The 26,079-nt window shown below is 38.3% G+C and carries 23 protein-coding genes and 1 tRNA gene; 20 read left to right on the forward strand and 4 right to left on the reverse strand.

Annotation, left to right across the window (positions count from 1 at the left end; all coding sequences use genetic code 11):
* The first annotated feature begins 1 nt into the window (after window position 1).
* Genes ligA through rlmD form a run of 7 tightly spaced genes read left to right on the forward strand, consistent with a single transcriptional unit; the run spans window position 2 to window position 8,830 of the window.
* Window positions 2–2,020, forward strand: coding sequence for an NAD-dependent DNA ligase LigA (gene ligA, locus AC6UDF_RS01825; protein WP_500693611.1), 2,019 nt, complete (start codon window positions 2–4; stop codon window positions 2,018–2,020).
* Window positions 2,001–3,158 (forward strand): CamS family sex pheromone protein, encoded by a 1,158-nt coding sequence (locus AC6UDF_RS01830; protein WP_500723777.1) that lies wholly within the window; start codon window positions 2,001–2,003, stop codon window positions 3,156–3,158. The genes ligA and AC6UDF_RS01830 overlap by 20 nt, the downstream gene beginning before the upstream one ends.
* 31 nt (window positions 3,159–3,189) lie before the next feature.
* Window positions 3,190–3,498, forward strand: a complete 309-nt coding sequence (gatC, locus tag AC6UDF_RS01835) for an Asp-tRNA(Asn)/Glu-tRNA(Gln) amidotransferase subunit GatC (RefSeq protein ID WP_500693573.1) — start codon at window positions 3,190–3,192, stop codon at window positions 3,496–3,498.
* Window positions 3,499–3,500: 2 nt separating this feature from the next.
* Window positions 3,501–4,955, forward strand: coding sequence for an Asp-tRNA(Asn)/Glu-tRNA(Gln) amidotransferase subunit GatA (gatA, locus tag AC6UDF_RS01840; RefSeq protein WP_500693574.1), 1,455 nt, complete (start codon window positions 3,501–3,503; stop codon window positions 4,953–4,955).
* A 2-nt stretch (window positions 4,956–4,957) separates the two neighbouring features.
* Window positions 4,958–6,379: an Asp-tRNA(Asn)/Glu-tRNA(Gln) amidotransferase subunit GatB gene (gatB, locus tag AC6UDF_RS01845; protein WP_500693575.1), complete on the forward strand. Its 1,422-nt coding sequence runs from the start codon at window positions 4,958–4,960 to the stop codon at window positions 6,377–6,379.
* Window positions 6,380–6,391: 12 nt separating this feature from the next.
* Window positions 6,392–7,411 (forward strand): diacylglycerol kinase, encoded by a 1,020-nt coding sequence (locus AC6UDF_RS01850; protein WP_500693576.1) that lies wholly within the window; start codon window positions 6,392–6,394, stop codon window positions 7,409–7,411.
* A 42-nt stretch (window positions 7,412–7,453) separates the two neighbouring features.
* On the forward strand, window positions 7,454–8,830 hold the full coding sequence (gene rlmD / locus AC6UDF_RS01855; protein WP_500723780.1) for a 23S rRNA (uracil(1939)-C(5))-methyltransferase RlmD: 1,377 nt from the start codon (window positions 7,454–7,456) through the stop codon (window positions 8,828–8,830).
* 26 nt (window positions 8,831–8,856) lie between these two features.
* On the opposite strand, the gene AC6UDF_RS01860 is transcribed toward rlmD, so the two are convergent.
* Window positions 8,857–10,197 carry an APC family permease gene (locus tag AC6UDF_RS01860; protein WP_500693578.1) on the reverse strand — a complete coding sequence of 447 codons (1,341 nt, stop codon included), beginning with the start codon at window positions 10,195–10,197 and terminating at the stop codon, window positions 8,857–8,859.
* A gap of 107 nt (window positions 10,198–10,304) precedes the next feature.
* The gene (gene gntK / locus AC6UDF_RS01865) at window positions 10,305–11,870 is read right to left on the reverse strand and encodes a gluconokinase (RefSeq protein ID WP_500693579.1); all 1,566 of its coding nucleotides are present in this window, start codon (window positions 11,868–11,870) and stop codon (window positions 10,305–10,307) included.
* A 205-nt stretch (window positions 11,871–12,075) separates the two neighbouring features.
* Between gntK and AC6UDF_RS01870 the strand changes: the two genes are divergently transcribed.
* From AC6UDF_RS01870 to AC6UDF_RS01900, 7 genes are all read left to right on the forward strand, one after another.
* Window positions 12,076–12,888: a GH25 family lysozyme gene (locus AC6UDF_RS01870; RefSeq protein ID WP_500693580.1), complete on the forward strand. Its 813-nt coding sequence runs from the start codon at window positions 12,076–12,078 to the stop codon at window positions 12,886–12,888.
* Window positions 12,881–13,876, forward strand: a complete 996-nt coding sequence (locus AC6UDF_RS01875; RefSeq protein ID WP_500693581.1) for a Gfo/Idh/MocA family protein — start codon at window positions 12,881–12,883, stop codon at window positions 13,874–13,876. Before AC6UDF_RS01870 ends, AC6UDF_RS01875 begins: the two co-directional genes overlap by 8 nt.
* 1 nt (window position 13,877) lies before the next feature.
* On the forward strand, window positions 13,878–15,146 hold the full coding sequence (locus AC6UDF_RS01880; RefSeq protein WP_500693582.1) for a DEAD/DEAH box helicase: 1,269 nt from the start codon (window positions 13,878–13,880) through the stop codon (window positions 15,144–15,146).
* A 50-nt stretch (window positions 15,147–15,196) separates the two neighbouring features.
* Window positions 15,197–15,269, forward strand: a tRNA-Arg gene (locus AC6UDF_RS01885).
* A 144-nt stretch (window positions 15,270–15,413) separates the two neighbouring features.
* Window positions 15,414–16,301: a GRP family sugar transporter gene (locus tag AC6UDF_RS01890; RefSeq protein WP_500693583.1), complete on the forward strand. Its 888-nt coding sequence runs from the start codon at window positions 15,414–15,416 to the stop codon at window positions 16,299–16,301.
* Between the two features lie 132 nt (window positions 16,302–16,433).
* On the forward strand, window positions 16,434–17,321 hold the full coding sequence (locus tag AC6UDF_RS01895) for a GRP family sugar transporter (protein WP_500693584.1): 888 nt from the start codon (window positions 16,434–16,436) through the stop codon (window positions 17,319–17,321).
* A 134-nt stretch (window positions 17,322–17,455) separates the two neighbouring features.
* On the forward strand, window positions 17,456–18,817 hold the full coding sequence (locus AC6UDF_RS01900; RefSeq protein ID WP_500693612.1) for a gluconate:H+ symporter: 1,362 nt from the start codon (window positions 17,456–17,458) through the stop codon (window positions 18,815–18,817).
* 92 nt (window positions 18,818–18,909) lie between these two features.
* On the opposite strand, the gene AC6UDF_RS01905 is transcribed toward AC6UDF_RS01900, so the two are convergent.
* A complete protein-coding gene (locus tag AC6UDF_RS01905) occupies window positions 18,910–19,848 on the reverse strand; it encodes a glycosyltransferase family 2 protein (protein WP_500693585.1) in 939 nt (312 codons plus the stop codon).
* 192 nt (window positions 19,849–20,040) lie between these two features.
* Here AC6UDF_RS01905 and wecB point away from each other — a divergent pair, with 192 nt between their 5' ends.
* Together wecB and AC6UDF_RS01915 are read left to right on the forward strand one after the other, a co-directional pair.
* Entirely contained in the window at window positions 20,041–21,144 is a 1,104-nt protein-coding gene (gene wecB, locus AC6UDF_RS01910; RefSeq protein ID WP_500723786.1) for a non-hydrolyzing UDP-N-acetylglucosamine 2-epimerase, read from the forward strand.
* 3 nt (window positions 21,145–21,147) lie between these two features.
* Window positions 21,148–22,071, forward strand: coding sequence for a YihY/virulence factor BrkB family protein (locus tag AC6UDF_RS01915; RefSeq protein ID WP_500693586.1), 924 nt, complete (start codon window positions 21,148–21,150; stop codon window positions 22,069–22,071).
* Window positions 22,072–22,092: 21 nt separating this feature from the next.
* Here AC6UDF_RS01915 and AC6UDF_RS01920 read toward each other — a convergent pair whose 3' ends face one another.
* The gene (locus tag AC6UDF_RS01920; protein WP_500693587.1) at window positions 22,093–22,542 is read right to left on the reverse strand and encodes a flavodoxin; all 450 of its coding nucleotides are present in this window, start codon (window positions 22,540–22,542) and stop codon (window positions 22,093–22,095) included.
* An 84-nt stretch (window positions 22,543–22,626) separates the two neighbouring features.
* On the opposite strand from AC6UDF_RS01920, the gene recX reads away from it, so the two are divergent.
* From recX to AC6UDF_RS01940, 4 genes are all read left to right on the forward strand, one after another.
* Complete coding sequence (recX, locus tag AC6UDF_RS01925; RefSeq protein WP_500693588.1) at window positions 22,627–23,442, forward strand: recombination regulator RecX; 816 nt, start codon at window positions 22,627–22,629, stop codon at window positions 23,440–23,442.
* Window positions 23,443–23,456: 14 nt separating this feature from the next.
* Window positions 23,457–24,620: an AI-2E family transporter gene (locus AC6UDF_RS01930; protein ID WP_500693589.1), complete on the forward strand. Its 1,164-nt coding sequence runs from the start codon at window positions 23,457–23,459 to the stop codon at window positions 24,618–24,620.
* Between the two features lie 106 nt (window positions 24,621–24,726).
* Window positions 24,727–25,137 carry a glycerol-3-phosphate cytidylyltransferase gene (gene tagD, locus AC6UDF_RS01935; RefSeq protein ID WP_500693590.1) on the forward strand — a complete coding sequence of 137 codons (411 nt, stop codon included), beginning with the start codon at window positions 24,727–24,729 and terminating at the stop codon, window positions 25,135–25,137.
* Window positions 25,138–25,196: 59 nt separating this feature from the next.
* Complete coding sequence (locus tag AC6UDF_RS01940) at window positions 25,197–26,072, forward strand: hypothetical protein (RefSeq protein ID WP_500693591.1); 876 nt, start codon at window positions 25,197–25,199, stop codon at window positions 26,070–26,072.
* The last annotated feature ends 7 nt before the right edge of the window (window positions 26,073–26,079 follow it).

The following is a 26,079-nucleotide window of genomic DNA, read 5'->3' on the forward strand; positions in this document are numbered from 1 at the left end:
GATTCCAATGGATCAGGTTAATGAAAGTGAAGCAAAAAAAGAGGCCTCAGAACTGAGACCAAAGTTAATTAAGTGGGGAAAACAGTACTATGAACAGGATCAGCCAACCGTAGAAGATGCGGAATATGATCGAAACTATGCTCGCTTGCAGGATCTGGAAGCTAAGTTTCCAGCAATTATCACTCCTGATTCACCGACTCAGCACGTTGGTGGGGCAACTTCGAATGAATTTACAAAGGTCAATCACGAGATTCCAATGCTTTCACTAGGTGACGTATTTTCACCCCAAGAGCTTAAGGATTTTGTGATTCGACTCAAGCACAACTATCCTCAAGATACTGAGTATAATTGTGAGTTGAAGATCGATGGACTAGCTATTTCACTTCGTTATGAGCATGGGGTGTTCGTGCAGGGATCGACTAGGGGAAATGGACAAATTGGTGAGGATATCACTGAAAATTTAAAAACCATCCCATCAATCCCTAAAAAATTAAGTCGACCCATTGATATTGAAGTACGTGGCGAATGTTATATGGGAAAAGAAGCCTTTTTAAAGTTAAATGAACGACGACAAGATGACGGAAAACCAACGTTTGCTAATCCGAGAAATGCTGCTGCCGGGAGTCTTCGACAATTGGATCCAAAAGTTACTAAGGATCGCCACTTAAGTACTTTTATGTATAACGTTGCTAATTATGACGATTTAAAGGCTACCACTCAAAGTGGACTTTTAGAGGAACTAAAAGAATTAGGCTTTACCATCAATGAGCATTATCAAGTGGCTGACAATATGGATCAGATTGATGCTTACATTAAAAAGTATTCAGCAGCAAGAGATAATCTCACCTTTGGTATCGATGGCATTGTGATTAAGACCAATTCGCTTCCTTTACAAATGGAAATTGGGCATACGGTTAAAGTCCCGAAGTGGGCGATCGCTTACAAGTTTCCGCCAGAAGAAGTTCATACTAAAATTAAAAAGATTGAGTGGACCGTTGGAAGAACGGGAGTGGTAACTCCTACCGCAATCATGGATCCAGTGCAATTGGCCGGTACTACCGTTTCAAGAGCGTCACTTCATAATCCTGATTATATTGAGAAAAAAGATATCCGTGTCGATGATACAGTTGTTTTGTATAAAGCTGGCGACATTATTCCGGAGGTTGAAAGGTATCTTCCTGATTTAAGGCCAAAAGATTCTAAGCCATATGTTATCCCAGATCGATGTCCTTCATGTGGTGCTAAATTAGTCCACTTAGATGGTGAGGTTGCCTTACGTTGTATTAATCCGAAGTGTCCAGCACAGCTGGTGGAACAAATTAATCATTTTGCTTCTAGAAATGCAATGGATATTGATGGTTTGGGTCCTAAGATTGTGAAGCAGTTGTTTGATAAAAAAATGGTCTCGGATGTGGCCAGCTTGTATCACCTTAGTTATGATGAACTACTCACTCTTGATAAGTTTGGTGACAAGTCTGCTAACAATTTACTTTCTGCCATTGATAGTAGTCGGAGCAATTCACTTGAAAGATTGCTTTTTGGATTAGGCATCAGACACGTCGGTGCTAAAGCAGCGCGATTAATTGCTGCCCACTTTAAAACCATGGATGCTCTCATGAAATCAAGTGTCGAAGAAATCGCCTCAATTGACACCATTGGTCAAGTTATTGCTGATAGTGTTCATACTTATTTTGAAAACGCTGATAGTAGAGAATTAATTGGCGAACTCGTTGATGTTGGTGTTAATATGGACTATGTAAATAATGAAGAGATAGTACAACCAGATAACTTTTTCAATGGTAAACGAGTTGTATTGACCGGAAAGTTGGTTGATTTAACTAGGGGTCAAGCCAGTGAATGGCTTGAAAACCATGGAGCGGATGTCACAAGTAGTGTTTCTAAAAATACCGACCTAGTAATTGCGGGAGAGGATGCAGGTAGTAAGCTAACCAAAGCTCAATCTCTTTCGGTTCCGGTTTGGGATGAAGATCATTTTAAAAATGAAATGCAAAAAGAATGATAAGAAGTCGGAGGAATTTAAGTTGAGACGCTTAAAAGTAATTTTAATGGTGGCGGCTAGTGCGTTAATGTTAGTAGCTTGTGGGAGTACTAACAAGAGTACCACTAATACAAATAATAAGAATACACAATTAACCGGGGAAACTGGTGGTAAGAATTATCAGAGTGTTATTAAGGATGGACATTATCAAACCAGTAAATCGCGTGGAGTTGATATTCAACAAAATGATAATCAGTTTAACTTGAAAGGGTTTCAGAACGGTTTGCTTGGAATTTCCAAGCAGAATTTTTCGACTGATAAGTATGTTTTTCAGGAGGGACAATACATCTCTACTGACACTGCCGAGAAGTGGCTTGACCGTAAGTCAAAGCAAAACCCGGAGGGACTAAATCCATCGCAACAAAAGGGAAAAGTAACCCCAATGTACTTGCAACAAATGGATGAACAAGACTTCTTAGTTCCAAATGGTAATAAAATGACCATGAAGGGTATGACCATTGGCCTTGGGATCAATTCAGTGTACTACTACACTAAACAGAAGTATGGGAGCCAGTATCAACAGAAGATCCCCGATGATGTGGTTGAGAAACAAGGTAAGGAGATGGCTAACACGATCCTTAAACGATTGAGACAGAATAAAGAATTAAAGAATATTCCAATCGTGATTGCATTGTACAAGCAAGCTCCAAACGATAGTTTGACTGGTGGTAATTTCTTTGCCTCATCGGTTAACAATCCGGGCACGACGTCTGTAAACTCATGGAAACCAATTAATGAAAAATCATATGTGTTCCCGATTGCTAATAGTTCTAAGGGACCTAATACGAATGATTTATCTGCTTTTAATCAATTTAAGTCACAGGTTCAAAATTTCTTCCCTAACTTGAGTGGGATTACCGCACAGGCTCAATACAAGGGGAAGCAACTTCAAGGCATGCACATTAACATTACAACTCAATTTTATAGTCAAACTGAAATCATCAGTTTTACTCAATACCTACAGAATGCTGCTCAAAAATATCTTCCTGGCAGTGTACCAATTGATATTACCGTAAAATCAACTGATGGAATTCAAAGTTATTTGAACCGAAATGCGGGAGGAAAGTCCTTCAGTTCGCATGTGTTTAATAGCTATTAAGATTTAGTGATTTAGTAAAAGAGGGGATAAAATGGCTGATAAGATTACGGAAGAACAAACCCAACATATTGCTGGGTTAGCTAAGCTTGAATTAAAAAAGGATGAATTACCTGAATTCACCCAACAATTAAATGATTTGTTGAAAATGTTGGATACACTTGAAAAAGTTGATACATCGGGTGTTGAGCCCACTTATACGGTAACGGATCGAATTGACGTTACTAGAAAAGACGTGGCAGAAGATTGGCACGAACAAGATGCTTTGTTAAAGAATGCTCCTGATATTCAAGATGACTTAATTAAAGTTCCAGTAATTATTGACGAAAGTGAGGATGAATAATAATGAACTATTTAGATAAGGATTTGCGTTCACTTCACCAGATGTTGGTAAATAAGGAAATTTCGGCCGTTGACTTAGTAAAAGAGACCATGGACAACATCAAAACTACTGACCAAAACATTGATGCTTTTAATAATCTAAATGATAAAGCGCTTGAAAATGCTAAAGCCATTGATGAACGTGGGATTGATCCTAATAATATTTTAGATGGGATTCCGTTAGCTTTGAAAGATAACATCGTTACTAAAGAATTACCAACTACTGCATCTTCAAAAATGCTAGAAAATTTCACTTCAATTTATGATGCAACGGTGGCCAAGAAACTTTCTAATGCTGGTACCATTAACGTTGGTAAAACCAACATGGATGAATTTGCAATGGGAAGTTCAACTGAAAATTCAGCCCTTAAAACCACTCACAATCCGTGGGATTATAGCAAAGTTCCTGGCGGTTCGTCCGGTGGTTCGGCTGCCGCAGTTGCTTCCGGTGAAGTTCCAGTTGCACTTGGATCAGATACCGGAGGTTCAATTAGACAACCAGCTTCATTCACGGGAATTGTTGGAATGAAGCCAACCTATGGGCGAGTATCACGTTTTGGACTTATTGCGATGGCTTCAAGTTTTGATCAAATCGGACCTCTTACTAGAAGTGTCTTTGACAATGCTCTGGTTTTAAACGCAATTTCAGGTCATGACGAACACGATTCAACTAGTTCAAAACAGGAAGTTCCGGATTTCACCGAACACATTAAAGATGGGGTCGAGGGGATGAGAATTGGCATTCCCAAGGAATACGTTAATAAGTTATCTCCTGATGTTTCAAAAGCAATCAAAAATGCCGCAGAAACGTTTAAAAAATTAGGTGCAAAGGTGGACTGGGTTTCGATGCCTAATTCTAAATATGGCGTTATTGCTTATAATGCGCTTCAAACCGCTGAAGCATCTTCTAACCTAGAAAGATTCGATGGAATTCGTTATGGATATCGAGCATCAGATGCTCAAACACTTGATGAATTGTACGTTAAATCACGATCAGAAGGGTTTGGGGATGAGGTTAAGCGACGGATTATGCTAGGGACATTATCGCTTTCTTACGATAATGTTGATAAATATTACAAACAGGCTGCTAAAATTCGGACTTTAATCATCAATGATTTTAAAAAGGTTTTTGCTGACCATGATTTAATTTTGAGTCCAACATCTCGAGTTACTGCCTTTACAATTGGAGTAGAAGATCAAGATCCCATTGAAATGTATATGAATGATATTTTGACGATCCCAGCCAATATGGCTGGAGTTCCTGCTATGTCTCAAATTGCTGGATCCAGTAATGGTTTGCCAATCGGAATGCAATTAATGGGGAAACCGTTTGATGAGAGTACCATTTATAAAGCAGGATACGCTTTTGAACAGAATACTGATTTTCACAAGCAAACACCAAAGATGGGAGGTAAATAGTCATGAATTTTGAAACGACCATTGGTCTAGAAGTCCACGTTGAGCTTAAAACTAATTCAAAAATTTATAGTCCATCTGCTGCACAGTTCGGAGACAAGCCCAATAGTAATACTAACGTGATTGACTGGGGCTATCCTGGAACGCTCCCAGTCGTTAACAAACAGGTCGTTGCGGATGGTATCACTGCGGCTCTGGCTTTACATGCTCATATTGAAAAGCACCCTCATTTTGATCGTAAAAATTATTTCTACCCGGATAATCCGAAGGGGTATCAGATTACTCAAAACGAGAGACCCACTGCTAGAAACGGATGGATTGAAGTCGAGACAGAAAATGGTAAGAAAAAAATTGGAATCGAAGAGATGCATATTGAAGAAGACGCTGGTAAGAATACCCATGAACAAAAATATTCTTACGTTGACTTAAACCGTCAGGGGACTCCGCTTATTGAAATTGTCTCTAAGCCTGAGATGACAACTCCGCAACAGGCATATGATTATCTGGAAGGATTAAGACAACGGATTCAATTTACCGGAATTTCTGATGTCAAGATGGAAGAAGGGTCAATGCGGGTTGATGTTAATATCTCAGTTCGACCCATTGGTAGTAAAGAATTGGGTCAAAAGATTGAATTAAAGAACTTAAATTCATTTAATCATGTCAGAAAATCACTTGAGTACGAAGAACAACGTCAACAACAGGTGTTGATGTCCGGCGGTCAGATTAATTCTGAGAGTCGTCGTTTTGATGAATCTACTGGTAAAACTGAGTTAATGCGTGTCAAAGAGGGAAAAGATGATTATCGTTACTTCCCAGAACCAGATCTTCCAACTTTGAGTATTTCTGATGAATGGATTAATGAATTAAAAGAATCCATGCCTGAGATGCCTATCAAACGTCGTAATCGTTACGTTAATGAATTAGGGATCACTGATTATGATGCAATGGTTATCACTCAGACCAAAGAAATGTCTGATTTTTATGATAAAATGGTTAAATTAGGTGCTGATCCTAAATTAGCCGCTAACTACCTTCAAGATAACGTCAATGCGTACTTGAACGATAATCAAGCTAACTTGGAAGACACCAAAATCACGCCTGAAGCGATGGCTACCATGATTAAAATGATTATGGACGATACCATCTCAAGTAAAATGGCTAAAAAAGTATTTAAGGCAGTTACTAAGGGGCAAGATCCAAAGAAATTCGTTGAAGAAAAAGGACTGGTCCAATTATCTGATCCTAAAAAACTGCAACCAATTATTGATGGGGTCTTAAAAGATAATCAACAGTCAGTTGATGATTATCATAATGGTAAAGATCGAGCTGTTGGGTATTTGGTTGGACAAATTATGAAACAAACTCATGGACAAGCTAATCCGCAAGTTGTAAACAAATTATTGAAAGGTTCTTTAGATAAATAGGGTGATGTAAGAATGGTCAAAAAAGCACGAGTAATTTACAATCCAACGTCTGGACGTGAAATGTTAAAACCGCAGTTGGTTAATATTTTGGATGTTTTGGAGAATGGTGGATATGAAGCCAGTGCTTTTGCGACCACCCCCAAACCACATTCAGCACGTGATGAAGCCGCCCGTGCATCTGAAGAGGGATTTGATCTCATCATTGCGGCAGGTGGAGATGGGACCATCAATGAAGTAATTAATGGCATTGCTCCACGTGATTATCGACCACAATTAGGAATCATTCCCGCTGGAACTACCAATGATTTTGCGCGTGCATTGCACATTCCTCGAGATGATTACGTTGAAGCTGCTAAAGTGATCACTAAGGGCAATGTTTCAAAGATGGACGTTGGTAAAGCATACAATGATGAAGTGACTAATTATTTCATTAATATTGCGGCTGGTGGGTTTATGACAGAATTAACTTACAATGTTCCTTCTGATTTAAAGACTATTTTTGGGTATCTTGCATACCTGGTAAAGGGAGCAGAAATGTTGCCAAATGTGAAGCCAGTTCCGATGTTATTAAAGTATGATGGTGGAGAATATCGTGGGAAGGCTTCAATGTTTTTTTTAGCCATGACTAATTCAGTGGGTGGTTTTGAACAAATTGTTCCAAACGCAACCATGGATGATGGTAAATTTACCATGATTATTGTTAAAACCGGTAATTTAGTTGAAATGTTGCAATTAATTGCTAAAGCGTTTAATGGCGGTCGGCACATTGATGATCCTAGGATTATATACAAAAAGACCAATACATTTGAGGCTTTTCCTGGGGATGATAGTCGCTTACAGATTAATCTTGATGGCGAATACGGTGGTGATGCTCCGATGAAGTTTGTCGATCTAAAGCAGCGAATTAGTATTTATTCCAACCTTAAGACTGATGATATCAGTGAGTCGGCTAGTGTCGCTCCTCAGGTCAAAAATGTTGAAAAGAAGTTTGTCAGAAAAGTCGATGAACTTCCATCTGATAGTAAAAAATAAGTTTTGCCGTGTAACGGCAAAACTTTTTAGTAAGGAGAACAAATGAGCGCTAAAAAAGAAGCTCCAGTACAGAAAAACCAAGACCTCACGGTAAACGTGATTGATTTGACTTACCAGGGAATGGGGGTTGGTAAGGTTTCCGATTTTCCGATTTTCATTGAGGATGCTCTTCCAGGTGAGAAAGTCCAGATCAGGGTGATTAAAGTTAAAAAGAACTTGGCCTTTGGAAAATTAGAAAAGATTATCGAACCAAGTCCCAATCGAGTTCAAGCAATTGATCGACGGTATACGCAGTCTGGGATTGCTCCATTACAACACCTTGCATATCCAAAACAATTAGAGTTTAAACAACATCAGATTGAGGAATTGTTTAAGAAGGCTCATTTAAACGTTGCTGTTGCTCAAACAATTGGAATGGATAATCCATCAAAATACCGAAATAAGGCTCAGATTCCGGTTAGGAAGATGAATGGTCAATTGGAAACGGGTTTTTATCGGCGCCACAGTCATGATTTAATTCCAATTGAAGATTTTTACATTCAAGATCCTCACATCGATGAAGCCATTATTAAAGTTAGGGATGTTTTACGAGATTATCATGTTAGTGCTTACAATGAGGGAACTCACAAGGGTTGTATCAGGAATATTATGGTCCGTTATGGAAAAGCAACCGGCGAGATGATGGTAGTTTTGGTTACCAATGGTAAAAACTTGCCACATAAAGATGAAATTATTAAATCCATTAATGATCAGTTGCCTGATTTAGATAGTTTAATTCAAAATGTTAATGATTCTCACGGGAATCGACTGATGGGGGACACGAACATCCTGTTATCAGGTAAAGCTTACATCAAGGATGAACTCTTAAACACCAAGTTTTTGATTTCACCAATGTCGTTTTACCAGGTTAATCCGGTTCAGACTGAAAAACTTTATTCTTTGGCCATCGATAAGGCGCAATTATCGAAAAATGATGTGGTGGTTGATGCGTATTGCGGGATTGGGACAATTTCACTGGCAATGGCACCAAAAGTTAAGCATGTGTACGGAGTTGATGTAGTTGCTGAGGCAATTGAAGATGCCCGAAAGAACGCTAAATTAAATCATATTGATAATGTTAGCTTTGTGGTTGCAAAGGCTGAGGACCAGATGAAGAAGTGGGCAGAGCAGGACATTCGACCAGATGTCGTGGTAGTTGATCCGCCAAGAAAGGGCCTTGATCCAACCTTTATTGCTAGTGTCTTAGAGATGAAGCCAGAACGATTAGTATATGTTTCATGTAATCCTGCTACTCTTGTACGGGATTGTCAGGCTTTAATTGATGGTGGCTATGAAATTAAACAACCAATTCAACCAGTGGATCAATTTCCGCAAACACCGCATGTTGAAAGTGTAACGGTGTTGGAAAAGAGTAAATAAAAAGAATCTAGCGAGCTAGATTCTTTTTATTTTTCAGTTGAAGTTTTGTTTTTCATCATTTTATGCCAGTAATAAACTGGAATTCCGATTAAAGTGGCTATGATACCAATGATAGCCAAAACGGTTTGGGTCAGGATCGTTGAAACTAAGATAAAGATTCCCCCGGCTAGTGCGAGAATTGGGACAATTGGATACCAAGGTACTTTGTATGGGCGAACCAACTCCGGTTCACGTTTTCTTAAAATGAATAAAGCAACGAACAAAAGGCAGTTAAATATCCACATCACGAAAACTAACATGTCAGTTAGCATATCAAAACTACCCATGAAAATCATAATGACAGCGATCATAAACATAAATAATCCCGAAATATAGGGAGTAGCAGTGTGTTTAGAAAGTTTTGCAAAGTATTTACTAAATGGTAATTGATCGTCTTTACCCATTGCATACGGAACTCTGATCCCGGTTAAGATGTAACCATTCATAGCGCCATAAACGGAAATTAAAATGCCAATGGTCACTAATTTTCCGCCAATGCCACCAAATAGTTTCATAGCAACTTCATAGGCGGTGTTTTGGTTTCCTGCAATTTGGTCAAGTGGCATATTTTTTAAGAAAACCCAGTTTACCAAAACGTAGATGATCATAATAAAAGTTAAACCCAAAATAATGGCCTTAGGAAGGTCCTTTTGGGGATTTTTCATTTCGCCGGCGATGCTTCCGATGTTGATCCATCCATCGTAGGCAAACATTGTGGCCAGTAATCCGCCACCAAAAGCAGTTAATAGGTTAGTGGAGCCATGGTTCTGGATTGGAGGCCAAAAAGATACGTCAACGTGACCCGGGAGTAATAGTCCAGCAATTACAATGATAAAGATAGGAATTAATTTGACAATTAGTGTCAAAGATTGGACTCTTCCGGCCACTTTTGATCCTAAAAGGTTAATTAACGTAACACTTAATGCACAAATAATTGCAATGGTAATTGAGAGTGATGTTGATAAGTGAAACAAATTAATTAGTTGAGTGGAGAAAACAATTGAGAGAGCCGCTAAGTTGGCCGGAAAATACACAAGGATTTCGGCCCATCCCAGTAGGAATCCAGTTAGCGGTCCATAAGTATATTTTAAGTATTGAATGGTTCCTCCAGTTTTAGGAATGGCCGCAGCCAATTCTGAAACCGTTAGTCCACCACAAATTGTTAAAAGGCCACCAATGATCCATGCTAGGATGGTGAGAGTGACAGAATGAGTATTAGATACGACACTGGCAGTTTTGAAAAAGACTCCAGCACCGATCACGGTTCCCATGACAGTTGACAGGGCAGCACCGATTCCAATGTTTTTCTTTAAGTTGCTTTGAGGCATTTGATCCACTCCTTTTTGCGTAATGGTTAATTATAGCATGGGGCCAAATCGAAGTCAGTACATAAAATAAAAAAGCATCCAATTGGATGCTTTTTAGTGATATTGATTTAGTCTTCGTCTTTTGGACCGGTTTTCCAATCATTTTCATGTTCACGTTGGTAATTAGCAATGTTCTTGTATTCTGGTTGAAGATGACGACTTAGACGAATGTAAATTGGGATCAATTCACGATAAGCTTGGTAATTCTTTGGATTTGGTTTATGAGTATTGGTAACCCCAACAAACTTGCTGACGTCGTAAAGGCTGTCAATCATGCCTAAACTGTACATTCCAAGGGTAGCAGCTCCAAGAGCCGTACCTTCGAAGCTTTCTGGGATGTTGACGTCTTGTTCAAAGATGTCGGCTAACATTTGGCGCCAAAGTTCTGAACGAGCAAAACCACCAGTTGCTTGAATACTCTTTGGTTCGCCAACAACTTCTTCAAGGGCTAACATAACGGTGTAGAGGTTATACACGATTCCTTCAAGAGCAGATCGAATCATGTGGGCACGAGTGTGTTTTCTGGTCAAACCGAAGTATGTTCCACGAGCGTCGGCATCCCAGATTGGAGCTCTTTCACCACCCAAGAACGGCAAGAAGATTAACCCTTCGGATCCTGCTGGAATCTTAGAAGCAATCTCAGTTAGAAGATCGTAAGCATCAATGTTCATCTGTTCGGCAGTGACTTTTTCTGGCAAGCAGAGTTGGTCACGAACCCAACGGAAGACAATTCCACCGTTATTAACGGGTCCACCGACAACCCACATATTCTTAGCTAGGTAGTAACAGAATACACGGCCCTTAGGATCAATCGTTGGCTTGTCGTTAACGACACGAACGGCACCAGAAGTTCCAATTGTGACAGCTACTACACCAGGTTTAATGGCGTCTACCCCTAAGTTAGCCAGAGGACCGTCAGAAGCACCAATGATAAATGGTGTATCTTTATCAATTCCAATTTTATTGGCGTATTCTTCGTTTAAGCCCTTTAATTGATAAGTGGTGTCTACTAATTCAGGCAGTTGATCACGCTTGATGCCAGCAACTTTTAAGGCTTCATCGTCCCAGTCCATGTCAAAAATATTGAATAGGCCAGTTGCATTAGCGATCGAATAGTCTTCTTTTAGAACCCCAAATAATTTATAGTTGATGTATTCTTTAACACCAACAAAATAACGGGCTTTTTTAAACAATTCAGGTTTTTCATTTCTGAGCCACATGGCCTTTACAAGTGGTGTCATTGGATGAGTTGGAACACCAGTCTTTTTGTAAAGTTCCATTCCAATGCCGTTTTCTTTTAATTTATCTGCGTATTCAACGGCACGATTATCTGCCCAAGTGATTGCGCGGGTGAGTGGCTTGTGGTTCTCATCCAAGAGGATCAAACTGTGCATCGCACACGAATATGAAACTCCCTTGATGGTGTCTCTTTTAGGGTCTACTTTTTTAAGAACATTTTGTAGACCTTGAATCATCGCTGAGAAAATCTCCTCTGGATCTTCTTCTGCCATGTCGGCAGTGTCTTGATACAAAGTATATCCATCGTTTGAATAACCTTTAACTTCACCTTTGTCATCGTATAAAACGGTTTTGACACTTGTAGTTCCGATGTCGACCCCAATTACGTTTTCCATTATAATCTTTCCCTTCCATGCTAGTTGATGCACTCTATGACAGATTTCATGCCAACTTTATTAAGTGATCGAGTAAAAAAATTATACTACTTATAACGCTTTCATTATATTGAAATCAACGTTTGAATTCAAGCGAATATCAATAAATAGTGATAATATTGATTTATAATTATACTAATTATAAGAAATGATTGAGGAGGTCCAAATGACTGAGATTAACCGGTCCAACCTTCGAAAAAAAGCAAGAAAAGAAAAATTAACTAGGTGGGCATTAATTGGACTGGTTAGTGTACTGCTACTAGTTATCGTTATTTCCATTTGGATGTACTTTGCTCATAAAAATCGTGATCGCGAATTACTTTTGAAAAAGTATCCAGTTCAGGGTGTGACGGTAAATCAAGACGATGGGTACATCGATTTTACGGCACTTAAACAGAAAGGCCAAAAGTTCGTGTACATTCGTTCTACTCAAGGAGCAAGCTTTGCTGACGATAATTTTGACAATAATTACAATCGCAGTCAGGGATCTGGTTTAAAGATTGGGGTTTATCATACCTATGGATTTAAGAGTAGTATTGAGGACCAGGAGAGTAATTTTATAACTCAAGTCAAAGATAATACCGGGACGCTTCCAATCGTCATTCAAGTTCAATATTACTATCCGTATGATGAAAACAACGTGAATTTAAAGCAACAAAAGAAACGGATTAATGAATTCGTTCAGTTTTTGTACCAGAGATACGATCGACCTGTTATTATTAATACTAACGAGAAGATGTACCGAGAATTTAGATCAATTCCACATGCCGCTTTTTGGTTAAATAGTGAAAGCGATGCAAAGAAACCGCACGTGCGCTTTATCAACATGAATTCTTCCGATCATTTAAACATTGATGGGCAGAAGGGAAGCTTTGATTCCGTAGCTTTTAATGGGAACCAGAAGCAGTGGAATCAGTATCTAGGTCAGGTAAATATTGTGAATAATGAAGAAGTACAATGGGAGAATTATAATGATTAAATTAGGAATAATTGGAACTAACTGGATCACACAAAAGTTTGTTGATGCTGCTGTTAGTACTGGCAAGTATAAGTTGAACGCTGTTTATTCAAGAAAATTAGATACGGCGCGGAAATTTGCTCAGCCAAATGATTGTGACAACATTTTTGATGATTTACAGGTTTTCTTTGAATCTGACAAATTCGACACCGTTTATATTGCTTCACCAAATGCCATTCACTATCAACAAGTCATTGAAGCACTTAAGCATGACAAGAATGTCATTGTTGAAAAGCCTGCTTTTATTGGACCATATCAATTCCAGTCTGCCATCGACACGTTAAAGCAACATCCCAAAGCTCGCTTAATGGAAGCAGCACGGAACATTCACATGCCTGCTTTTAAAGCGGTTCAAGATCAAATTGATGATATTAAAATTGATGGGGCAGAATTTACTTTTAGCAAATATTCTTCTCGATACGATAAGGTTCTTAAGGGTGAAGTTCCGAATGTCTTTAACCTTCAATTTGGTGGCGGAGCCTTGGAAGACCTCGGAGTTTATCCTGTGTATGATGCCGTTGCTCTATTTGGATTACCAAGAACACAGATGTACTATCCTAAATTCATTGAAACCGGAGCTGATGGTGGTGGAGTCGCTGTTTTAAACTATGGTACTTTTGATGTTACTTTAAACTTTAGTAAGGTTACTACTTCGTATCAACAATCAGAGATCTACTGTGGAAAGCAAACGGTCTTAATTGATAATGCTGGTGAGTTTACGGCAGCTAAATTAATGAATGAGGGTAAAGAAAGTGAGATTTCTCCTCTTTATACCGACAATCCGATGATTCCAGAAGCAAATGATTTTGCTGAAGTCATAAATCATCCAGGGAATCCTGTTTACGAAAATCGATACGTTGGAGGACTGAATTTAATGCAGAAAGTTAATGCTTTAATGGGACGTCTTGCTGATAGTGCTGGAATTCATTATTTACAAATAGGAGAATAGTGTGCTCGAACAATTTGTTAAGCGTTTTGAAAAATTAGGATATGAAAAACAGACCCCAATCCAAAAAGCAGTCTATGCACCGATGATTGAGGGTGAAAATGACATTGTCGCACTATCACCAACTGGTTCTGGCAAGACCGTGGCGTTTACAATGCCGATTTTGGCTAATTCGATGCCAGGTGTTGGCACACAGGTCATTGTGATCGAACCTACTCAAGAACTTGCTATGCAAGTGGCAGGTGTGATTAGAGATTGGGCGGTTCCTTTTAAAGTGAAAATTTTGCCATTGATTGGTGGAGCAAACGTTAAACGGCAACAGGAACAGTTAAAAAAACATCCAGAGATTGTTGTGGGAACTCCCGGAAGAATTCTTAGCTTGATTAATGAACGAAAATTAAAGGTTAATGACGCTGAAACAGTGGTCATTGACGAAGCTGATGATTTGCTCAACGATACTTCTTTAGATCAGGTTAAAAATATTATTGCTGCAGTTCCAAGAGATGCTCAGGCTGCCTACTTTTCTGCTACAGACACTGATGTTTTGTATCATCTAAAGGAAAAAATGGGTAAAAGTGCCGACATAATTGACGTTAGGGATATTGATCAAACCAGGGGTAAGGTAACCCATGGCCTCTTTCAAATCTCACGAGCCAAGCGAAATGAAATGTTAAACCGGTTATCTAAAATGCAAGGTTTTAAAGCATTAGTATTTTTTAATCAGACTGATACGCTTAATCGGGCTTTTAATTTCTTCAAACACGAGGGAAATGGCAAGGTACAAAAATTAGCCGCAGGTGAAAGTAAACAGAGCCGCAAAAAGGCGCTGGATGATTTTCGTTTGGGAAGAATTAAATTATTATTAACGACTGACGTGGCTGCAAGGGGACTTGACATTGCAAAATTACCAGCTGTGATTAATTATGATTTGCCAAATGAATCGAATACCTACATTCATCGTGTTGGTCGAACAGGTCGAATGGGTGAGCCAGGGTTAGTAATTAATTTTGGAGATGACCATGATCTTCGCGATTTAAAGCACGTTTTAGATAATAGTGAATATGAATTAAAACCAATTTATTATTTCAATGGGGAGATCGTTGATCACATTGATGACTCACAGTTAGAGCATCAAAAAGAAATCAAACAACAGGCACTGACTAAAAAAAGACAGGTGCACGAAGCTATCCAGGCTAAACCAAAAAAGAATAAACACCGAAAACGAAAACAAAAAGATAAGGGTAAACCAAGTAGTCATAAAAATCACCATTAGTTTGGTTCTTTACTAAATTTTTTATTCGTGAGAGAATAGAAAATGTTTTTGGCCCCATAGCACAACTGGATAGGGCAACCGCCTCCTAAGCGGTCGATCTCAGTTCGAGTCTGAGTGGGGTCATTTATATGCGCTAAAACACTTCATCTAAATGAGGTGTTTTTTATTTGGGCAAATGTTGCTGATAATAATTAATTAATTGATTTTTGGGCTTATGGGCGATTATAATGTGTTCTACACGGATTTATATTTTAGGAGGAAATTATATTGAATATCTTAATTGCTTTACTCCCAGCGTTAGGTTGGGGTCTTCTTCCTATTGCAACTGGGTTAATCGGTGGTAAACCAGTTAATCAGTTGATGGGAACTACATATGGAGCGTTAATTATTGCCATCCTTGTGTTTATTTTTAAACAGCCAGTGATCACCATGCAGGACTTTTGGTGGTGTTTACTTTCAGGGATGGCTTGGGCAGTTGGTCAAATGACTCAGTACATGGCCTTTACTCAAATTGGTGTATCACGAACGATGCCAATTTCAACTGGTTTGCAGTTAGTTGGTACTTCAGTTACCGGAGTAATCTTCTTTGGTGAATGGGCTGGCTTAATTCCCAAGCTAGCTGGTTTTGGATCAATTATTTTGATTATCATTGGGGTCTTACTAACAACTTTGAAAGACAATGGCAGTAATGAACCCAAGACGGCTGAAGAGAATGCCGCTCAGCATACTCGGAATGGTTTAATTCTGTTAGTAATTGGCATGTTTGGATATATCGGTTACTCTGATTTTCCAAGGATTGCTAATACCAATGGTTGGTCAGCCTTTCTGCCCCAGACGATCGGGATGGTCATCATGGGAACGATCTTTGTTATTATTAGTGCTTATAAAACCAAGGTTAATCCGTTTAAACAAGCTGTTTCATATAAAAACATTATTACCGGATTTTTGTTCGGATTTGGTGCCTTCTTCTATCTAATCTCGACTGAATTAAACGGAGTGGCCACTGGATTTACGATTTCACAGATGTGTGTTGTCATTTCAACCTTTGGTGGAATTATAATTCTTCACGAACACAAGACAAAGAAAGAACTAGTATTTGTCACACTTGGAATGATTTGTGTCATTCTTGGTGGTGTCATTACAAGTTTTATTTAAAATTTTATCTTTTCAAAAAAGGACACATTTGGTGTCCTTTTTTTGTGACTTTGAATATCGGTTTGATTTAAAAGGTAGTATATTGAACTTGAAGAGAATGGTTAGAAATTATTTTAATTCGGGGGATTAAGTTTGAATATTTTAATTGCATTATTACCAGCTATTGCTTGGGGTATCTTACCAATTTCAATCGGTTTGCTAGGTGGAAAGCCAATTAATCAACTAATGGGTTCTACATATGGAGCCATTTTAATTGCTGTTATTGTCTATTTCATTAAGCAACCAGTGATTTCAAAAGAAGTTTTTTGGCTTTGTCTTCTGTCTGGGATGGCATGGGCAATTGGACAATATACTCAGTACACTGCATTTTCACTGATGGGAGTTTCGTTGTCCATGCCAGTGTCAACTGGTCTTCAGTTGATTGGCAATTCATTAACTGGAGTAATTGTTTTTGGTGAATGGGCGGGTTTGATTCCAAAGTTAGCTGGATTCGGATCGATTATTTTAATTATTTTGGGTGTTTTACTAACTACCAAAAAAGACAGAACGTTAGCACCAAAAACTGAGGAAGAAAAGCAACAGGTTAATATTAGAAAGGGTATTTTAGTTTTAATCGTCGGAACTTTTGGGTATGTTGGCTATTCGGCATTCCCAAAAGTTGCTAATACTAATGGATGGGCAGCGTTTCTCCCTCAAACCATTGGAATGGTCGTGATGGGAACTATCTTTGCCTGCTTTATAATATTTAAAACCAAGGTTAATCCGTTTAAAGAAGTGGCTACCTATAAAAATATTATCAGTGGTTTCTTGTTTGGATTTGGTGCTTTAACCTATTTGATTTCAACCGAATTAAATGGAGTAGCAACTGGATTTACGATTTCGCAAATGTGTGTTGTCATATCAACCTTTGGTGGAATCATCTTTTTACACGAACACAAAACTAAAAGAGAACTTTTATATATTACCATTGGAATGATTTTCGTCATTATCGGAGGAGTCATTACTAGTTTTATTAAGTAAAAGAAGAGGTGGCTAGTGCTATTTTAAAGCTTAATTTTAAAAGATGGTGTTGAAAACTGGCATGAAACCGTATACAATTAATTTATAGCGTTGTTTTAATTTAATAATTGGAAAGAGGAAAAGAAATGTCATACATGCCCTTCATAGTGTTGATTTTAGGAATCGCACTTCTCCTTTTCATGATCATCAAACTTAAGCTAAATACTTTTGTTTCCTTGATCATCACAGCTATTTTAGTTGCGCTTGGATTAGGAATGAACCCAGCATCAATTGCCGATGCCATTAAGACTGGTATTGGTAGTACATTAGGTGAATTGGCCATCGTCTTCGGATTCGGTGCCATGATCGGTCGTTTGGTTTCTGATTCTGGTGGTTCGTATCGAATCGCCAAGACGCTGATCGACAAATTTGGAAAGAAGCGATTACAGATTGCGATCGTAATTGCTTCGTTCATTATCGGAATGTCATTGTTCTTCGAAGTTGGATTGGTATTACTTACCCCAATCGTCTTCGCGGTTGCCCTTGAAGCCGATGTACCATTTGTTTATCTAGGAATTCCAATGGCGGCTGCATTGTCAGCAACCCAGGGATTCTTACCACCACAACCTGCTCCAACTGCTGTTGCCACAGCCTTGGGCGCTAATATTGGTGAGGTATTGCTCTTTGGTATCATTGTTGCAATTCCAGCTGTTTTAATTGCGGGTCCTGTCTTTACGAAGTTTGCTGAGAAGTTTGTTCCGAGCGCGTTCGTAGTCAAGAAGAGCCTGCCAGCTTTTGGTGAAGTTAAAGAATACAAATTAGATGAAACTCCTAGTTTTGGTCTTTCGGTTTTAACTTCATTATTACCAGCTATTTTCATGGCGGTTAATACCATTTACCAGTTAGTTTTCCATGGCGGGAAAGCAGTTGCTAAGCCATCAGGATTTGATGCTATTATCTCGATGTTAGGTAACCCAATGATTGCCATGGTAATCGCTTTAGTATTTGCCATCTGGTCAATGGGCTTCCATCGTGGTAAGAAAATGAGTGACGTTTCTAAGAGTATTGAAGCCTCCGTTAAATCAATTGCCATGCTTCTATTGGTTATTGGTGGTGGTGGTGCCTTCAAGCAAGTCTTGATTGATGGTGGTGTTGGTGATGCCGTTAAGAACATCATGATGCACTCATCACTATCTCCAATCATCCTTGGCTGGTTAGTTGCCGTTATTCTTCGTGTATCGCTAGGTTCAGCTACGGTGGCTGGAATGACTGCTGCCGGACTTGTTATGCCACTGATGTCTTCATTGAACGTTAACCCAGTAATGATGGCCTTAGCCATTGGTGCTGGATCACTTGCCGCATCACACGTTAATGATGCCGGATTCTGGATGTTCAAAGAATACTTTGACTTAACTATGAAACAAACTTTCTCAATTTGGACGGTGTTAGAAACCGTGATTTCAGTTGTGGGGCTAATAATGGTCTTGATTCTGAATGGAATTCTGGGAATGTTCTAAGTTAGTTAATAAATTCAAAAAGACTTCACTTTATGTGAAGTCTTTTTTGTATAAAAAAGCCACCTATAATTTATAGGTGGCTACCAGTTAAACTATGCTTCGTCCTTAATGATGTACTGAGGACGGTGTTTCGTTTCTAAATAAATTTTTCCAATGTATTTTCCTAGAATGCCCAAACAGAAGAGTTGGATTCCACCGATTAGGAGAATAATTGATACTAAAGAAGGCCAACCAGATACGGCTCCTCCAAAGAATAATGCCCTGATAACGACAAAAGCAATCCCAACGAGTGAGAGTAAAAATGAGATTATCCCAACGTAAGTGGCAAAGGTTAGTGGGGCATCAGAGAAATCAATAATTCCTTCCATCGAGTATTCTACCAATTGTGAGAAAGACCAATGAGTTTCTCCAGCAGCCCGAGGGACCCCCTGATATTCTAAATATTTGGTGTTAAAACCAACCCAAGCAAAGATTCCTTTTGAGAATCGATTGTATTCTGTTAGTTCATTTACTGCATCGACGTAACGTCGAGACATTAGACGATAATCTCGAACGTTAGGTTTAATTTTAACGTCTGACATTTTATCGATGATCTTATAAAACATCGAAGAACAGAAAGCTCGAACTGGATTTTGCTTTCTGCTTGTTTGGACACACCCAACGCAATCATAGTCCCGGGTCTGAATAATTTTGAGCATTTTAGGAAGGAGTTCCGGCGGATCTTGGAGATCAACGTCCATTAATGCAATGTAATTGCCTTTGGCATTTCTTAGCCCAGCAGCCATTCCAGCTTCTTTCCCGAAGTTTCTTGAAAATGAGATGAAGTGAACGGTGTCAGGATGTTTTTCGTGAAGATTTTTAATGATCTTAAAGGTATTGTCACTTGATCCATCATTTATAAAAAGGTAATCAGGCTCATACTTTTCACCGTCTTTATTCATTTGTGCAAAAACCTTTTCCACAGTTTTGTAGAAAAGTTCAATTGATTCCTGTTCATTATAACAAGGAACAATCAGACTAATTTTTTCCAAAATTAATTACTCCTTAGTACTTGGCAATTAAACTTTTAAATTCAAAAATACATTACCAATTATTTACAGATTGTTTAATATCATTTTATCATTATTTAAAGTGGTTTGGCATCGGAATTGGGTAAATCTTTTGATATACTTAAGGTACTAGGCAAATGGGAGGGATTAAATGTGACCAGACCAATTAAAGTTATGACTGTTTTTGGAACTCGACCGGAGGCCATTAAGATGGCTCCAATTATTTTAGAGATGAAGCGAAATCGAAACAAGTTTAAACCAATCACAGTGGTCACGGGTCAACATCGTGAAATGCTTAAGCAAGTTCTCGATATTTTCAAAATCACCCCCGATTATAATTTAAACATTATGAAGAATGATCAAACACTTGGAGATATTACTGTTTCTGTGATCACTAAGTTAGGTCCAATTATTTCTAAAACTAATCCAGATATTATTCTAGTTCATGGTGATACTACGAGTACGTTTGCCGCTTCAGTGGTTGCTTTTTATCATAAAAAAATGTTAGGTCACGTTGAAGCAGGGCTGCGTACTCATAATAAATATTCCCCATATCCAGAGGAAATGAATCGTCAATTAACGGATGTTTTAGCTGACTTGTACTTTGCACCCACGGAGTTAAGTAAGCAAAATTTAATAAAAGAGAATCATCTGGGGTCAAACATCTTTGTTACCGGGAATACTGCCATTGATGCCCTTCATCAAACGGTGAGTGATAATTATCATCATTCGATCTTAGATAACATTGATGATGGACAGCGGATCATCTTACTTACAATGCATCGGCGCGAAAATCTAGGTGAACCAATGAAACGAACGTTTCAAGCAATTAAACAAGTTGTTGATTCACATCCTGATGTGGATGTGGTTTATCCAGTTCATCTTAATCCAGTGGTTCAAAAGATGGCCCAACAGATTTTTAAGGGCGATTCTCGTATCCATTTGATTGCACCTTTAGATGTGGTTGATTTTCATAATATGGCTGCTCGGAGTTATTTTATTATGTCTGACTCTGGTGGGGTTCAAGAAGAAGCTCCTTCACTTGGAAAGCCCGTTTTGGTTCTTAGAGAATCGACTGAACGCCCCGAAGGAGTTAAAGCGGGCACTTTGAGATTAGTTGGGACTGATCCTAAGGCCATTAAAGATGCGATGGAGGACTTACTTGATAATCCAGATGAATACCGAAAGATGGCTGATGCTCATAATCCTTATGGGGATGGAACGGCAGCTAAGCAAATTTTATCTGCAATTGAGGCAACTTTTAAAGGAGAGTCCTAGCTTGTGGAACTAAAAACAAATCAAAAAGTAATTTCATTTGTTAAGTTAGTTATGAAACATTTTAAGATGGGAAACGTTTCTGATTCTGCCATCGTCTTGGCGTATTATTCCCTCTTATCACTGTTTCCAATTTTAATTATGATTGGTAGCATCATTAAACTTTTACATGGAGATCCTAATGATATCTTAATGTATATCAGAACCGCGGTTCCGTCATCGATTTATACGATGCTTTTGCCCATGATTAAGTCAGCTTTTGATAATAATAATAGTGGTGGTAGCTTATCGATTGGGTTGTTGCTGGTAATTTGGTCAGCTAGTCAGGCGATGGCAGCATTTCAACGAACGGTTAACCGAACTTACGGAGTAGCTGACACTCAGAATGCCATCACGAATCGTTTAATTTCATTTGTATGGATGCTTTTACTGGTACTCTTATTGATTGTTTTAATGATTTTGCAAGGGTTTGGTCAAGAAATTATCACGTACTTGAGACCAATTCTGCATCTTTCAACCATTGCAACGCAAGTGGTGGCATCCATTCGAATTCCATTTATTATTTCTGGGTCTTTCATAGTTGTGATGCTTTTGTACTATTTTGTGCCAAGTGTTAAGACCAAGATTCGTTATACAATTCTAGGATCAGCGATATCTGTGCTTGGTTTAATGATTTTGTCACAAGCTTTTTCGCTAATCATTGAGTACTTTTTTAGAAATATTACCGCTTATAAGACGTTAGGAACTTTTATAGTAGTGATGTTGTGGTTATATTTTATTGGACTCGTGCTGATGTTTGGTGCCGTTATTAATGCCAGTGTACAAGAGTACTTTACTGGTAACATTGAATCAACAAACGGATCCGTTCGGTCTATTATTTCTAGTGCACGTAAATTTCGTTCCAAAAAGAAAAACACCACCCAGGATTAGGTGGTGATGTTTTTTGCTAAATTATTTTTCGGTGGATTTCACCAGTTCACGAGAAAACTGGTCAAGAACTTTGATGTCATCTTCATCAGGTTCAAGATTGATTTTGACGCTTTTAGCTCCTTGAGTAGCGTTAGTTTTCCTTAAAGCTTTGGTAAATGCGTCGACGGCAACGTTATAATATTCTTGATAAAAAACGTCTCCAGAACCAGCCACTCCAAAAACTTTTCCTTTTAGGTTCAGTGAATCTAAATCTTCAAAAAAGTCCATCCCTTCTTCAGGGAGAGCTCCTTCGTCGTAAGTGTATGGACATATAACAATAATATCGGTATCTTTAAGTTCGTCCGCGTCGGTTTGAGAAATTTCAGATTCTTCGACATCTACGCCGAGGTCCTCAAGTCCCTCGGTGACGATATCAGCAACGTCTTCGTTATTACCAGTAATGGTGGCGTAAATCACGTGTGCTTTTGGCATGAGTGAAACCACTTCCTTTGTAGTGTTTTCAAATAAGTATATCAGAATAGTTTCAAATTGTTAATTTGATGGGAGTTAGCGCTGATGGATAAGCAAAATGCAAATAAATTAAAGGTCACAAAAATTGCTTCGCAAAAAAGACCGGGAAGATATAATGTATACGTCAATGATCATTATGCTTTTCCTGTGAGTGAAGAAGTGATGATTCAGTTTGGGATCTTCAAGGGATCTGAGTTAAGCCAAGGTGAGATTGACAAAATTAAGGCGGCGGACGATGTTTCAAAGTTATATAATAAGGCTATTGATTTTATTTCGTATCAGACTCGTTCAAAAAAAGAGGTTAGAGATAAGTTAAAATCATATTCAGACAACCTTGAAGCAGTCGATGAAGCGGTTGAAAAACTAGAACAGATTAATCTACTTAATGATGAACATTATGCTGACACCTACGTCAAAGGAATTGTTGAACAACAGAATAAGGGTCCCATGGCTGTTTCAAGGTATTTAAAACAAAAGGGAATTGCAGATGAATACATAAATGAGGCAATTTCAGTTAATTATTCGAGCGAAATGACGCTTAAAAATGGTAAAAAGCAGGCCCAAAAAATCTTTGCTCATAATCAGCGATATCCCTTTAACAAACGGATGCAAAAAACTAAGACGGCTTTGTACCGAAAGGGATACTCATTTGATTATATTGATACAATCATTAGTGAATTAGACTTTCAAAGTGATGTCGATCATCAAAATGAGTTACTTGCTAAAGAGGGTAACAAGGCTTGGAATAAGTATAAGAAGTATAATGATATGAGTCGACGTCAGAAAGCCAAGCAGTTGTTATATCGAAAGGGCTTTGATCTTGATGATATTGATCAATTTTTGGACACAAAAGAAAATTAATTGGAGTGAATCAAATGAATAGATTTAAAAATTCGGCTTTATTTTTTTGGACGGTTGAGATTTTGATTGCAGTTGGAATCGTTTATTTATGTTCCAAAATTAGTTTTGTTTTTTCGCCGATTGTAATTTTTGTGTCAACGATCTTCGTTCCACTCTTGTTAGCGGGATTCTTGTATTACATGTTAAATCCGATCGTTAACCTCCTAATGAAAATAAAAATCACAAAAACAAAACACATTAATCGTACCTGGGCCACCGCCATCGTATTTTTGATTGTGATTGGGGTTATTGTTTACATGGCGTTTTCATTTGTACCACGGTTGATTACTCAGGTGGCTAACATGGTAGGGGCAGCGCCTGAATTTGCTAAACAAGGGCAGACATTACTAACTAAAATCACACGTTATGGATTTTTAAAAAAAGTGGACTGGCGTCCCATTGTTGACAAGATTCAGTCCTCATATTCATCGTATTTGAAAACAGTTTTGGCTAATTTGACGAATAGTGCGGGAACGATTATTTCGATGGCAACGAACGTGGTTATCACGGCAATTACTGTTCCTGTCATTCTGTTTTACATGTTAAAGGATGGAAACAAACTACTTCCAAGCATTGAAAAGTTAACTCCCGGACTTTCCAAACACCACAGGAAACAAACGGTAACGCTACTTAAAAAAATGAATCATACCCTCTCACGTTACATCGGTGGCCAGGTTATTGAGTGTCTGTTTGTTGGAACGTTTACCACTTTAGGATACTTTCTGATCGGCCAAAAGTATGCTCTTTTGCTCGGGGTCTTTGCCGGATTATGTAATATCATCCCGTACGTTGGTCCCTACATTGGAATTATTCCATCACTTTTTGTTGCTTTTTCAGATAATATTATGCAAGTTATCTGGGTAATTGTGGTAGTCATTATTGTTCAACAAATTGATGGAAACTTGGTGTACCCGAATGTGATTGGGAAATCATTAAAGATTCATCCACTAACTATTATTATCATTTTACTTGCAGCTGGCCACATTGCTGGGTTGTTTGGGATGATTCTAGCCATTCCAGTTTATGCGATTGCGAAGGTTGTGATTGAATATTGTTACAATATTTGGTTAGTTCAACATGACGATTCGAACTCCACTAATTCAGCAAAAACTAATTCATCTGAAAATGAGCCAAATTAAACTTTAGTTATGGATCGTGAATTTTATTGACGATAATGGAAGATATGCTAACATTTAGTTGTTGATAAATAGGAGTATTAATTATGGTCTTCTGACAGGAGATATTATGACGAAAGTAATTACGTATGGCACATTTGATCTGCTTCACAAGGGTCATGTGCGTTTATTAAAACGTGCTCGTGAATTAGGTGATTCATTGACGGTAGGTCTTTCGACGGATGAGTTTAATGCCGTAAAGGGGAAACGTGCTTATAATTCTTATGAGGATCGTAAGTACATTTTAGACGCTATCCGCTACGTTGACGAAGTAATTCCTGAAAAGGGATGGAACCAGAAGATTCAAGATATTAAAGATCATAAGATTGATATCTTTGTGATGGGTGACGATTGGAAGGGTAAGTTTGACTTTCTTAAAGAGTATTGTAAAGTAATTTATTTGCCGCGAACCCAAGGAATTTCAACGTCTAAGATCAAGTCTGATTTAGGCGTCACGAGCCAAAAGGATTGGAAAGATTAGTTTGAGTCCAAGGATTCTTCGTTTTATTTCTTAGAATGTTTTAGTTTAAGGGGAGCAAAATGAAACAAGCATTTTTTTTGGTAACTTCAGTTCATGGAGCTGAAAAGCCCCGATTTAAAGAACGATTGGAAAGAATGATCGATGACGGGAATTCAGTTAAAGTTGTAATTTCCATTTTAAACTATGATCAATCACAGTACGTGGCCACTTTGATTAGGAAGTTATCTGATTCTTTTCATCAGCAAGTGCAATTAGAAATCATCCAATTGTTTGACGTTTTTAGTAAACAACGTGGAATTTTTGATCAAAATCATGATTTAAATAACGATTTAACCCAATTTGACGTTCACGACAGAGTGGTTAAGGGTCAGTCCGTTCAAGTCTACAGTGACCATAATGGGGTGGTTCGAGCTGAACGAAAGGAAATTTTGGCTGGGTCAGGCTTATTCAAAGTGATCTTTTATGATGGGCCCTACGTTAGTAAAACGATTTATTATGACAATCATGATAACGCTACTGCTGTTTTCAAACGGATTAATGATGAACATCAAGTAATTAAATTTTTAAATCAACGTGGTGACGTGGCATGTCGGGTGGATCAAAGTAACGGTGGAGCAGCTCAGATTTTTTATCTTAGTAAAACCTCGGTTGTTTCACCTCCAGAAACAAGTTTAAAGATTGCTAGACCAACTAGTGATTTAATCGATTATGATGTTAATCTTGGTAATTTGAAGTATTTGTCTAAAGGTTCAGATGCTCGATCATATGTCATTTCAGACTATGGCAATGCAAGCCGTTATAGTGATATTTCAGCATTTAACGTTGCTTTAGTTAATAAGTATGCTGAAGGTAAGGAGACTACCATTTTTATCGATTTGGATGATATGGTTAACTTTTCTAAATATCTTGGTCAAAACGTGATTTTCAACTATTAAGGAGAAA

The sequence above is a fragment of the Fructilactobacillus sp. X2R6C1 genome, assembly GCF_059901295.1.

What these genes read in the sequence shown, in the direction of transcription:
- AC6UDF_RS01830 (WP_500723777.1), top strand. Translation starts at nt 2,001, where the DNA reads ATGAAATGCAAAAAGAATGATAAGAAGTCGGAGGAATTTAAGTTGAGA.
- gatC (WP_500693573.1), top strand. Translation starts at nt 3,190, where the DNA reads ATGGCTGATAAGATTACGGAAGAACAAACCCAACATATTGCTGGGTTA.
- gatA (WP_500693574.1), top strand. Translation starts at nt 3,501, where the DNA reads ATGAACTATTTAGATAAGGATTTGCGTTCACTTCACCAGATGTTGGTA.
- gatB (WP_500693575.1), top strand. Translation starts at nt 4,958, where the DNA reads ATGAATTTTGAAACGACCATTGGTCTAGAAGTCCACGTTGAGCTTAAA.
- AC6UDF_RS01850 (WP_500693576.1), top strand. Translation starts at nt 6,392, where the DNA reads ATGGTCAAAAAAGCACGAGTAATTTACAATCCAACGTCTGGACGTGAA.
- rlmD (WP_500723780.1), top strand. Translation starts at nt 7,454, where the DNA reads ATGAGCGCTAAAAAAGAAGCTCCAGTACAGAAAAACCAAGACCTCACG.
- AC6UDF_RS01860 (WP_500693578.1), bottom strand. Translation starts at nt 10,197, where the DNA reads ATGCCTCAAAGCAACTTAAAGAAAAACATTGGAATCGGTGCTGCCCTG.
- gntK (WP_500693579.1), bottom strand. Translation starts at nt 11,870, where the DNA reads ATGGAAAACGTAATTGGGGTCGACATCGGAACTACAAGTGTCAAAACC.
- AC6UDF_RS01870 (WP_500693580.1), top strand. Translation starts at nt 12,076, where the DNA reads ATGACTGAGATTAACCGGTCCAACCTTCGAAAAAAAGCAAGAAAAGAA.
- AC6UDF_RS01875 (WP_500693581.1), top strand. Translation starts at nt 12,881, where the DNA reads ATGATTAAATTAGGAATAATTGGAACTAACTGGATCACACAAAAGTTT.
- AC6UDF_RS01900 (WP_500693612.1), top strand. Translation starts at nt 17,456, where the DNA reads ATGCCCTTCATAGTGTTGATTTTAGGAATCGCACTTCTCCTTTTCATG.
- wecB (WP_500723786.1), top strand. Translation starts at nt 20,041, where the DNA reads ATGACTGTTTTTGGAACTCGACCGGAGGCCATTAAGATGGCTCCAATT.
- AC6UDF_RS01920 (WP_500693587.1), bottom strand. Translation starts at nt 22,542, where the DNA reads ATGCCAAAAGCACACGTGATTTACGCCACCATTACTGGTAATAACGAA.
- recX (WP_500693588.1), top strand. Translation starts at nt 22,627, where the DNA reads ATGGATAAGCAAAATGCAAATAAATTAAAGGTCACAAAAATTGCTTCG.
- AC6UDF_RS01930 (WP_500693589.1), top strand. Translation starts at nt 23,457, where the DNA reads ATGAATAGATTTAAAAATTCGGCTTTATTTTTTTGGACGGTTGAGATT.
- tagD (WP_500693590.1), top strand. Translation starts at nt 24,727, where the DNA reads ATGACGAAAGTAATTACGTATGGCACATTTGATCTGCTTCACAAGGGT.
- AC6UDF_RS01940 (WP_500693591.1), top strand. Translation starts at nt 25,197, where the DNA reads ATGAAACAAGCATTTTTTTTGGTAACTTCAGTTCATGGAGCTGAAAAG.